General features: G+C 35.4%; 8 protein-coding genes and 1 other annotated feature. Of the genes, 1 reads left to right on the top strand and 7 read right to left on the bottom strand.

Features of this window, described 5'->3' with window-relative positions:
- Positions 1–92 precede the first annotated feature (92 nt).
- Positions 93–360 (bottom strand) — a binding site (T-box leader).
- Between the two features lie 183 nt (positions 361–543).
- The 5 genes from CLOCL_RS04545 to CLOCL_RS04525 form a co-directional block, all read right to left on the bottom strand.
- Complete coding sequence (locus tag CLOCL_RS04545; RefSeq protein ID WP_014254234.1) at positions 544–1,164, bottom strand: DUF3793 family protein; 621 nt, start codon at positions 1,162–1,164, stop codon at positions 544–546.
- Positions 1,165–1,438: 274 nt separating this feature from the next.
- Complete coding sequence (locus CLOCL_RS04540) at positions 1,439–1,870, bottom strand: flavodoxin (RefSeq protein WP_014254233.1); 432 nt, start codon at positions 1,868–1,870, stop codon at positions 1,439–1,441.
- Positions 1,871–1,911: 41 nt separating this feature from the next.
- A complete protein-coding gene (locus CLOCL_RS04535) occupies positions 1,912–2,217 on the bottom strand; it encodes a DUF2325 domain-containing protein (RefSeq protein WP_014254232.1) in 306 nt (101 codons plus the stop codon).
- Between the two features lie 78 nt (positions 2,218–2,295).
- A complete protein-coding gene (locus tag CLOCL_RS04530; RefSeq protein WP_014254231.1) occupies positions 2,296–2,736 on the bottom strand; it encodes a Fur family transcriptional regulator in 441 nt (146 codons plus the stop codon).
- A 233-nt stretch (positions 2,737–2,969) separates the two neighbouring features.
- Entirely contained in the window at positions 2,970–5,549 is a 2,580-nt protein-coding gene (locus tag CLOCL_RS04525) for an EAL domain-containing protein (protein WP_148263772.1), read from the bottom strand.
- A gap of 453 nt (positions 5,550–6,002) precedes the next feature.
- Here CLOCL_RS04525 and CLOCL_RS04520 point away from each other — a divergent pair, with 453 nt between their 5' ends.
- Positions 6,003–8,168 (top strand): substrate-binding domain-containing protein, encoded by a 2,166-nt coding sequence (locus CLOCL_RS04520; RefSeq protein ID WP_014254229.1) that lies wholly within the window; start codon positions 6,003–6,005, stop codon positions 8,166–8,168.
- A gap of 126 nt (positions 8,169–8,294) precedes the next feature.
- On the opposite strand, the gene CLOCL_RS04515 is transcribed toward CLOCL_RS04520, so the two are convergent.
- Both CLOCL_RS04515 and CLOCL_RS04510 read right to left on the bottom strand, forming a co-directional pair.
- The gene (locus tag CLOCL_RS04515; protein WP_014254227.1) at positions 8,295–10,388 is read right to left on the bottom strand and encodes an alpha-glucuronidase family glycosyl hydrolase; all 2,094 of its coding nucleotides are present in this window, start codon (positions 10,386–10,388) and stop codon (positions 8,295–8,297) included.
- Between the two features lie 48 nt (positions 10,389–10,436).
- Positions 10,437–12,056, bottom strand: a complete 1,620-nt coding sequence (locus CLOCL_RS04510; protein WP_014254226.1) for a mannitol dehydrogenase family protein — start codon at positions 12,054–12,056, stop codon at positions 10,437–10,439.
- Between the last annotated feature and the right edge of the window lie 15 nt (positions 12,057–12,071).

Below are 12,071 nucleotides of genomic sequence, written 5' to 3'. Positions count from 1 at the left end.
CCGCCTTTTATATATTTATTAATATGCATAAATATATATCAAAATCTATATATACCGATCAAATTAAAGACTAAAAAAGCTTTCGCCTCTTAGCCAGAGACGAAAGCACAACACTTCCGTGGTACCACTCTTCTTGGTACTTAACATACCCACTTACTGCATCCATAATTTCATGAATGCCTCTCTATTTAACGGTGAGAAACCGGTCTCCGCCTACTGATTTCCAGAAAAAACATCCTGTAAACTTTCAGCTGACTGCTCCAGGGCGAGTTCACATTCTGACCTGTGCACTGTTTTTCAGCAACCAACAGCTCTCTAAAGCACTATAAGTCAGCGCTTTCTCCCTATCAACGCATTTAAGCATTTTTTGTTATGTTACCAAATTTCTCACCAATTGTCAAGATGATTACAGCCTCTATAATTTATAACTAAACTCGCTATTTTAGATATTTTCATTCAGCAAACTCTTCCCATTATTTCCCAACAAGTCAATCAGTCTTCTTTGAAAATTTCTTAAATTTCAGTTAGTATATGTATAAAATATTATGCAGAATAGGTCTGGCAGCATTTTGCCATTCTACTTTCATTTAATTCGACTAAAAACTCTGCCATATTGTTTCTGGCTTTATCATACGCATTAAAAAGCAATTCAGCACGCTTAGGATTGCAATATACTTTCCAATACTTGCACAGCAAACAATTCTTCCCCTTATGTTCAATAAAACCTTCCACATCTTCAACGGGCATACCGAGAAAAATCCCTATTTCGTGCGGGCAAAAACTCTCAAAGCGCTGTTTTAAAATGTTCAGTTTCTGTTCCAGAGTAGCTTCAGTATCATATCCCATCTTTTTTAAGAATGATTGGTTTCTGGGGTGATTTACATACCATTCCAGCAATTTTTTGCGATATAAAAGTATTAATTTACTGTCGCCATCACTCTTTAGCTCAAAAAATTCCAATTTAAACGACTCACATATCTCTTTTCCGTATTTTTCCCAAAGCGCTGCTGTATTCTTTCCACACCAATTAAAATTCATTAGGGAGGAAGGCTTTTTTCCTTGTATTGTCGGTGCTGATGCAAATGCGATCACCGCTTCTATGTATTCTCTTCCGTCTAATGTCCTCAATATTTCTGCAAACTTCAGTCTTAATAATTTATCCATGCCAAAACACCTACTTCCTCCTGCTTTCCCTCAAATTCCAAGCGTTCTTTATAAAACCTACCCCATATTTCAAACTCTTATATAGCTCTGCAAGCGGCATGTCATTTTTTTATAATTCAGCATCCAATTTTTAAAGGATTAAAATTTAATAAACAGTTAATTTAAAAATTCCATTAATGCCATTTCAAAAATTAAAAATCACAATTTTTGAAATGGCATTAATGAAAAGTGAAATCACTGTCACCTTCTGATTGGGGACTTTCCAGCACAAACTCTATATACCACTTAACTTTTTCCCTAATTCTTTACACCTTTTTAATCCATCATCATCGGGAGTATTTTGTATTGTCAGCCCCTCAGCAATTAAGTTAACCCCTGAAGCTTTCATCCTGTCTTCCCAATCACGCATCCACTGACCGTCTCCCCAGTCATAGGACCCAAACAATGCAACGGGTTTGCCGCTTATATTCTCTTTTTCTATCTCACAGATAAAAGGCTCCATTTCTATCTCTTCAAGCTGCTCACATCCCATGGAAGGGCAGCCAAAAGCAACTGCATCCGAATTTAAAACATCTTCCTTGCTTGCACTGTCTACACTAAGCAATTTGACTTCATTCCCTCCTTCTCTTGCCCCCTCTGCTACTGCTTCAGCCATTTTTTGCGTATTTCCCGTTCCGCTCCAGTAGATAATTGAAATTTTCTTCATACTTATTTCCTCCTGTTCGTTTTTTTAAAATATACTTATTACTAACCCTTATATCTACGGATTAACTTATCGGAAATTTGCTTTAAAGTTTCTTCCAGTGAATTACCGCTGCTAGTATGGCAACGAATGAGTGGTATATTTTTTCTCTTTGCCTCCTTAACAGCAGTATGTACCATTTTATGAGACACAGTGCTTGTAAATAAAACAATAGCATCCGGTTGGCCTATAGTTTTTTCAAACCTTGCCGGTAAACGCGTAAATACTTTTATTTTGCATCCATGCTTGCTTCCGATAGTTTTATACTCATCATGCATTCTCTCATGTCCGCCTACCAATACAATACTCATATATTATTTCCCCTCTCAATAATATATTTACCACCAATTGATAATAATTATCATTATCATTTAAAAATTAAAAAATTTTTAACCTTTATAACATTTACTGCATAATCCATAAAGCTTTACTTTATGGTTGTAAACATGAAACCCATTTTCAGCAAGTACCTTTTTTTCCAAGACCTCTAACTGATCATCCTTTATGTCCTGTATACAACCGCAAGATTCACATATAAGGTGGTGGTGTTCATGCTCTGCCTGAAAATCAGACACTTGATATCTTATACATCCATCATCCAAATTTATTTTTGTAATAAATTTTAACTTCTCAAGCATGGACAAAGTCCTATATACTGTAGCAATACCTATCCCTGTATTTCTTTGGGACAAAATTTTATATATTTCATCTGCGCTAAGGTGTTTGTTGCTGTTCTCTATAAGTACATCCATGATAGCCTGTCTCTGTCCTGTAAATTTATAATTGCTGTTTTTCAATTGTTCCTTTAAATCTATAGACTTTTTTGACATTTTATCATCCTTATAAAAACTTTATTTGGGTTAATTGATAATCATTATCATTATGCTCTCAAAAAAATATTTGATTTTGTATAAATAAACTATGAACCTTTTATCAATTCTTTCATTACATTTTAACAAAAATTTGTATACATAGTCAATATCGATTCCAAAGGAATAAGAAATTACTGAATATCTTTTACTTCATATTTATTTTTAATTTTGTGTATTTTATCAATATTCCCTTAAGAATTCATACTGCTTAAAATATCCATAACCGAATCGTACGGCACTGGTTTACTATAATAGAATCCCTGACCCCAATTACAGCCTTTTTCAGTCAGTATCCTAACCTGCTCTTCATCTTCAATTCCCTCAGCAATAATTGAATAACTGCGTTGACAGGCAAAATCAATTATTAATTTAACCAAATCCACTGAACTGTTATCTTTTTTCAAATCAGCGGTAAAAGAAGGATCAATTTTAAGAATATCAAACTTAAGGTTCTTCAAAAGACCAATTGTCGAATATCCTGTCCCGAAATCATCAATTGCTACTTTAACATTAAAAGACTTAAGTTCATTAATTATAGCATCGGTTTTTTCTATATCCTGCATAATGCTTTCGGTTATTTCTACAATCAGCCATTTGGGATCAAGTTTTGTTCTGTCAAGAGCTTCGCGTATTATGGCCGAAAGGTCGGAATGCAGTATTTGATAAGCCGATACATTTACTGAAACCGGTATATATCCATAATCCATATTCTGCCATGATTTGTTCTGCTTGCATGCAGTCTCTATTACCCATTTTCCAATAGGCACTATAAGACCTGTCTCCTCTGCAAGAGGTATAAACTCAGCCGGATACACCAAGCCGTATTCCGGATGATTCCATCTTATCAGAGCTTCAAAACCTACTATTTTACCTGTTCTCAAATCGATTTGCGGCTGATAGTAAAGAACAAATTCATCATTGTCCAATGCCTTCCTAAGATCATTTTCCAACTCCATTTTTCTTAGCAATTCCTTGTTAAAGTTTTCATGATAAAATTGATAATTATTCCTTCCCACATCCTTTACCACATACATAGCTACATCCGCATTCTTTATAAGAGTTTCCGCACTGTCACCATCTTCAGGAAACATACTTATCCCTATGCTGGTAGTAGAAAAGGTCTTTTTCCCGTTTACGCAAAAAGGTTGACGAAACGCATCGGTAATATTTTTTGCAATATTTGCACATCCGCTAGCATCGGTATTCGGCAAAAGAATTACGAATTCGTCCCCGCCATACCTGAATACCAAATTATTATCCCCTACACAGCTTTTTAATTTTTGTGCTGCTTCCTTTAAAACAGCATCACCAAAACTATGTCCTAAAGAGTCGTTAATTATTTTGAATCTGTCAAGATCCACCAGCATTACGCCCATTTCTTTAACCTGTGAATCATTTGCTCTGCTTTCCGAAATTACTTTATCAATATAATCATTTAACATATATCGGTTAGGAAGGCCTGTTAAAGAATCATGATATGCTATATATTTGATTTTCTCTTCAGTCTTCTTGATATGGGAAATATCAAGCAAAGTAACAATTGTTGTCGGATTGCCATAGTAAGTTGTAGCCGCTGCATGAGCTTCAACAAAAATTATTTTCTTGTCTCTTCTGACTATTCTAAACTGACTGATTACGTCACTTTTCATCTTTTTGGGTTCGTATTGCTCAACTAATGGTCTGTCCTCAAAATAAACAATATCGAAAAAACTCATATTATATAATTCCTCTTTTGAATAATCCAAAAGCTTTTCAAGATAAGAATTGGCATAGATAAAATTGTCCTGGCACAAGCACACTCCTACTAATGTACTTTCCAGCAGCCCACGGTACCTTGATTCCGCTTCAATAAGCATCCTTTCCGTTTTCTTTCTGTCAGTAATATCCTTAAACACACAAATAACTACCGATTGTCCCATATGCTTCTCTTCAATGGAATCTGCTTCAACCTCAATTATTGTCTCATCAGGCAAAATAAGCTTTTGTTCAACAAAATCAAGCCTTTCATTAACAAATCTTTTTTCAATATCAAATTTCACTTTATTTCTGTAATCAGGATGAATCAATTCACTAACTTGTCTTCCTATAATATTTTCACTTTCGGATAGTTTCATCATTTGTATAAAAGTCGAGTTAACATAAAGTATTTCTCCGTTTTTATGTATAACAACTCCAAGCGGTGACAAGTCAAATAGCTTTTTATACTGTTCTATTTTATTCTGGAGTTTTTTAGTCATATCTACTTTGAATTTCAAATTTGCACAAGAAACAACCAAAAAGAGAAGCATAATTAACACTGTACTACCTTTATCCACAGCAGGATTTTTAGCAAAGATCAATGCTCCAATTGTCAAAAATCCCATTGCAATCATATAAACTAACAGATGAGTAAATTTTTCAAAAATCAGTGTTGTCGCAAAAAATACAAACAGAAAAACAACAATACTGTTATCTTTAAAATTCTTCAAATATGCCAGGTATAATATTATAAGATTGGCAACACAACAGACAATACTGACTAGTCCGTAAATATTTTTCGATATTATTTTATTTTTATAGGATAAGGCATATATACCTATAAAGGATGCAAAAAAAATAACAGTAAACGTAATAAAAATATACTTATTCAGCGGAATACCCGAATTGGAATTTAACATTCTCCAAATTATTGCTACAATTGGAGAAAATAATGCTCCCAACAGGCATATAGTCCTAGGTAAAAGACTTTCTCTTTTGTTATCAAATTCAAAACCAAATTTATTCATATCCATCCGAAAAATCCCCAATAAAATTATAATACAGGTGCAAAAGAATTTTTATTTACTTGATTTCTCTAAATCAATAAGAATCTACTTAACATTTATCTTTCTATAAACAGAATTATCCGATATCTTCAATCGATATAATAAATAAAAGTTTTAGCTTCTCGAGAAAAATTTAACGTGTTTATTATAACATATTCCCTAACCTCTATCCACTGTTTTTATTACATATTTTTAACAACATAAAATACTCTTAAATGTTAATTTTATTCCGATTTAAACCGATATATAAATTAAGTAGGGATATGCATATATTATGTTAATTTTAATTATTAATACTTTTTACTGTATTATTGGTTTTGTAATCAGATAAAAAATTGTTAACACAGATAGTATGAAAGAATATATACATTTGACGTTCTCTCATATGTCTGGAATATTTCGTCAAACGGAGGAGTTTTTATGAATAACCAAAAACAACATATGTCCAGCAAAAATTTTACCAAAACGCTTATTTACTCGCTATCAACTCTTTTGCTGATATTTCTCATTTTTTCAATATTTACCTTGTATACAGGATTATTTTCATCTTCTGCAACCAAGCCCATTCTTATGGTTATTATAGCTATTGAACTCATATTAACCATCGCATTGTTTGCTACTTTGCACAACTTTTTCAAATCAGTAAATACAGTAAACAAGCAAGCAGAACTTTTGGCTCATGGTAAATTAAATATAAGTGATATACTTCCGGACGAAGTTCGCGGACTCGAAATTTTAGCCAGAGCCTTCAATGACATGAAATCAAATCTGTTAAGTTTTATAGAATTAACCAAAACCAATATAATAACCATTTCCGATGCAATAGATAATGTATCAAAAAGTATGAACAACAGCTATTTGGGTAATGAGCAAATAGCAGTAAGTATGGGAAATGTTGCCGAAAAAGCCCAAGAGCAATCTAAGCTCATGGGAGAGGCTATGGCAAAAATTGATGAAGTGGGAAAAAGAATTGAGAGTATCACTCGCAGTGTTGAAGAAGTAGAAAAATCTGTTGAAAAAACAGTACAAGCAACATCAATCGGCGTGCAAAATTTAGATGAATACTATGAGCAGTTAAATATTATATCCGATAATCTCAATACCACTTCGGATTATATTAAAAAGCTGAATGAGGATGTTACCCAAATAGATCAGATAGGTAAATTTATTATACAGATCAGTGAGCAATTAAAGCTTTTAGGGCTTAATGCTTCTGTTGAAGCAGCGAAAGCCGGGGAATCAGGAAAAGGTTTTGCTGTAGTTGCCCATGAAATGAATCTATTATCATCGGCAACAAAAGATAGTATCGGTAAAATAAATTCAATTTTGAAAAATATAGAGCGCAGCAGTTCTTATGTTAGCAGCAGTATCGACAGTTGTGTTGAAAGTTATGGTGCCAGTAAAGAAATATTTAACTCAATCAGGGAATCCTTCGAAATTATCAGCAATAGTGCCAATTCATTAGAAACTGATATAAAGAAGGTTTACAGTGAAGTCACTTTGATCAACAACAGCACGCATGAAATAAGAGAAAGCAGTCTCCGGCTTCATCAGGCTTCTGAGGATATATCCACAAAAACTCAAGAAGTTGCTGCTGTTACAGAGGAAGAGCTTGCAGAGCTTGAAGAAATCAACAATTATACTTCATCCCTGCAAAACATGCTTACAGGTATAGAACATTTGGTAAAAAAATTCCAAACATCGGTTGTCCCGGTTGAAGAAGTCAGTGCGAAACAACTTCATATAACCTTTATATCCCCATTGGACCATGAATTTTGGTACGGTGTTCGTCAAGGTGTTTTATATGCAAAAAAAGTACTGTCCGATAAAAATGTTGTTATAGATTATCACGGTATTCAAAAAGATGTAGGTCCGCAAATAATAAAAGCTACGGAAGAAGCCATCAAAAACGGTTCTGACGGAATAATTGTACCGGGTTTTGTTCCGGAGCTTATTCCTTTGTTAGAAACAGCACATAATAAAGGTATTCCTTTTATGGTATACAACTGTGATTTCCCTGAAAAAACCAAGCGAGTGGCTTATTTTGGTCCTAATGTAAATTCGGCGGGAACTCTCGCGGCACGCCTTATGTCAAAAGCCCTCGACGGAAAAGGCGAGGTGGTATTGCTAACGGGAGGACTTGATGCTTTCGTTCATAAAACCAGAAGGGATACTATTCTTGCTGAGCTAAAAAAACATAAGGGTATAAAAGTTTTTGATGAAGCTCGATGTGCTGATAATCCTGAGCAAACTTACAATACAGTTAAAGAATTTCTCAGAAAAAACAGCAACATTCGTGGTATATTTAATACCGGAGGAACAATGGCTGCTTCGGCAAAAGCTGTAGAAGATATGGGTTTTACCGGAAAAACTTTCATTGTATGCTTTGATTATAACAAAGAAATATATGAATATATCAGAAAAGGTATAATTGCTGCAGCCATTGGCCAGGATCCTTTCGGCCAGGGTCATGACCCTATCGTATACCTATATAATATGCTTGTCACAGGCAAAAAACCTGAGGAAGAAATTATTTGGACACGACTTGAAGTGGTAGATAAAAACAATGTTGATGATCTATTGTAATAATTCAACATTCAGAAACAAAAAAGGAAGAGCCCTACATCCCTTAGCTCTTCCTATTAATCTAGTCCATCATTCACAGCATCTATGGCTAATTTCTCCAATATTTCTATTTTTATCACTATAATTTTAATCATAAATTTTTCTTCCAAGTTCATCGCCTATTCCGGTTTTCCTGTAAAAATACGTATTTATAACATCCCTCCACTCCTTTGCATGTTCAATCTGACCTTCAAGTCTATGGAGTACATGCTCGTATATTTCGTTTTTAACTTTACCCTTGATACTTTGCCATTGTTCTTTAAGTTTTATTGCCTGTTCCACACCATCAAAATGAGTATTGTAAATATACTGAATGAGAGTCTCTCCCGATTTAAGCTTATAGGTATAAGGAATTCTGTGGAAAAAGAGTAAAAGTTCCTGGGGACAAGTATCAATGTTTTCATACATATCCCGCACTTCCTTATGATACTGACCGGTATAACCGGTACCGGATTTTACTGTACGGTCAACGCCTATAGCTTTATAGTCGGCACGATGGTATGTCCCCCACTTGTCATATTCATATCCGTCTACGTTAGGACCATAGTGATGATGAGGATTTACCATCCAGCCTATACCTAAAGGAGACGTGTAACTCTCATAAATATGCCAGGATTTCAGCAGCATATCTGAAACAGTATCCACAACTTCCTTATCGTTGGAAAAGGTCAGCCTTACCCATTCCTCAGCTATTTCCTCCGAAGTTAAATCCGGATTCCATACAAGTCGCCCATACCCATACAGGTTGGACTGTGCCAACTGTAAACCTGTCCAATTGTCATCATCGCCCACATTGGCAACTCCTGCTACCCCTCCATACTTGTTATTGAAAACAGAGCCTCTGACAATCTTTTTAACAGTGGTGCCTTTTCCTCTGGCATAGGTGTCAAAATCCAAAACTTCCTTCCACATAGGAATAAGATAACACAAATGCTTTTGCTGTCCTGTATATTCCTGAGTTATTTGAACTTCAAGATTGACATTTGTCTTTTTAAGTCCTCCAAAAAGCGGCGATACCGGTTCGCGCACCTGAAAATCCATTGGTCCGTTCTTAATCTGCAATATTACATTATCGTCAAACATCCCGTCCAAAGGCTTAAAATTGTCATAGGCTGCCTTAGCTCTGTCAGTCTTGTAATCTCGCCAATCTTGCATACAGTTATAAACAAAGCATCTCCATATCACCACTCCTCCGAAAGGTTTTAATGCAGCTGCCAACATATTTGCGCCATCGGCATGATTGCGATTATATGTAAAAGGCCCGGGTCTGAACTCTGAATCGGCTTTTACGAGGAATCCTCCAAAGTCAGGTATATAGCTATAGATTTCTCCTGCTTTATCACACCACCATTTTTTTACCTTTTCATCAAGAGGATCTGCTGTATCAAGACCTCCTATCTCTATGGGACTTGCAAAATTGATACTGAAATATATCCTAATTCCGTACTCTCTGAATATTTCCGCCAATTTTTTAGCATCAGGAAGATATTCTTTTGTAATAAGTCTTGTTTCGTATTTATGTACATTTACATTGTTAATAACAATACCGTTTATTCCTATTGAACCTAAAAGCCTGGCATAATCTCTGACTCTGGCGGTATCATCTGTAAATTTGTTGTCTTTATAGAAAATGGAGTTTCCTGCATACCCCCTTTCTATACTTCCATCCATATTATCCCAATGATTCAGCATCCTCATTTGAAAATAGGGGTTTTCAATTTTTCGAATATCTCTTATATCCTTTTGCATGCGTAAAAGTCGCAAAAGGACAAACACACCGTATAGCACACCTTTATCGTTTATACCGGTCACAACTATATAATCTTTATCTTCTGTTTTAATATTTTTTATAAGAAAACCATCTTCCATAATATCTTTTCGTTCATTTTCACCAACAGCTTTATCTATAATCGGGTTTTGTCCCAGTGTGCCAACTGTAATAAAAGACGGTTCTATAGGAATACTTACAATCTCCGGACTAATTCCAAGCATATTCTCTATACCTATAATCAGTTCTTTCACTGCGCATTTAATTAATGGGGTATCCCCAAACTTCACTATATTCGCACACCATTTACGGTAGATATTTTTCAGCTCCACATCTTCCAGCTTTCCATACTCCAGCCAACAGTAATAACCGTTGTCCTTCCTTCTCTCCATTATTGCATCAGTATTGTTCATACTTGCCTCCTCATCTTATAAGATAAAAAACTAAAAGTGATTTTTATGTCAAAACTCATCCAAATACTTTTCCAATGTTTTTCTAACGGCATGTCGTTCTGATATCATTTCTTTTACAAGGCCCTCAACTTTTTCACCCAATCCTGCTGCATAAAGGTTAATGCCAAAAAGCTTTTCATTAGACAAGAACGGTCTCAATTTGTCGCCTACCGAATCTGCATTTCCAAATTCAATTCCTAAGACATAGCTTTTAAGCTCATCCATCATCGGATCAGGACTTAGCTCCATATACTCACCGCAATCATCCAAGCCCATTAAATACCTGCACCATCCTGCTATTACAAGAGGAATATATAAGAGATTTTTAACATCCAGGTCCGGCCTCTGAGCGTATGTCTTTATTGTTTCACCGAATCTTACGGGTATTTTCTGTGATGTGTCGGTAGCAATTCTTTTGGGCGTATCGGGAATAAAGGGATTGGGAAGTCTTACATTTATTACTTCATCAAGAAAATCCTCAGGATTTATTATTCCGGGATCAGCAGCAACAGGTAGACCTTCCGCACACCCTATTTTTTCTATCAATTTTCGCAAATGCTTATCCTTCATTTCCTCAGCTATAGTTTGATAACCCAGAAGACAGCCGAATATTGCAAGTGCAGTATGAAGCGGGTTAAGACATGTTCCCACCTTCATTTTTTCAGCCAAATTTACCGTATTCCTGTCGGTAAAAATTACTCCTGCTTCCTCTAAAGGCATTCTTCCGTTTGGAAAACTATCTTCAATGACAAGGTACTGTGATGGTTCGGTATTTACAAAAGGCGCAATAAAAGTCTTTTTATCGGTACAAATTATTTCAGTGCTCTCGAAGCCAATACTATTCAGGGCGTTTTTCACTTTTTCCGAAGGTCTTGGAGTTATTTTATCAATCATAGACCAGGGAAAAGATACTTTCAATGGATTATTCAAATATTCCAGAAATTTCGGGTCTACAAAGCCTCTATCAACCCACTCATTAACAATAGTAACAATCGATTTTTTAAGAATTTCCCCATTTTGAGAACAGTTGTCCATACTGACAAGAGCAATGGGAAGCTCTCCCCTTATGTATCTTACATATAGCAGTGAGGCAACTTTTGATATTATGTGCTTTGGACAAGCCGGTCCGTTTTCTATATCCAATCTTACATCAGGATAAAAATTGCCGGATATATCGTATAGAGCATATCCCTTTTCAGTAATGGTAAAGCTAACCATTTGCAGTGAAGGTTCACTAAATATTAGTTGCAGTCTATCCCAATCATTTTTTTCTTTTGCGTCACCTTTTAAACATTCCGCAACGCTGCCTATCACCCTTTTTTTAAGGCTCCCGTCAGAATTCATAACAACCAGCAGCCCTAAATTATCATAGGCCCTGTATATCTTGTCCACAACCTCCAAATTATAAGTTACAACGGCTATAATTCCGGTATCGCTCTTTCCTTTTTCCAATAATGTATCCTGTAATACGGCGATAAAGCCTTTAAATAGATTTCCACCTCCAAAGTGTACCCATGTGGGATTCTCTTTCGTCTTACAAACCATTTCATCAATATTGTACTTGGGCAGTTCAATATCTGCCTTCTCCCACAATGTATAATCCTTTAAAGCATGCTTGCTTAATTTCATGCTCCATCTCACCAT

Source organism: Acetivibrio clariflavus DSM 19732 (genome assembly GCF_000237085.1).
Lineage (GTDB): Bacteria > Bacillota > Clostridia > Acetivibrionales > Acetivibrionaceae > Acetivibrio > Acetivibrio clariflavus.
This window is presented reverse-complemented; position numbering and strand designations above follow the sequence as displayed.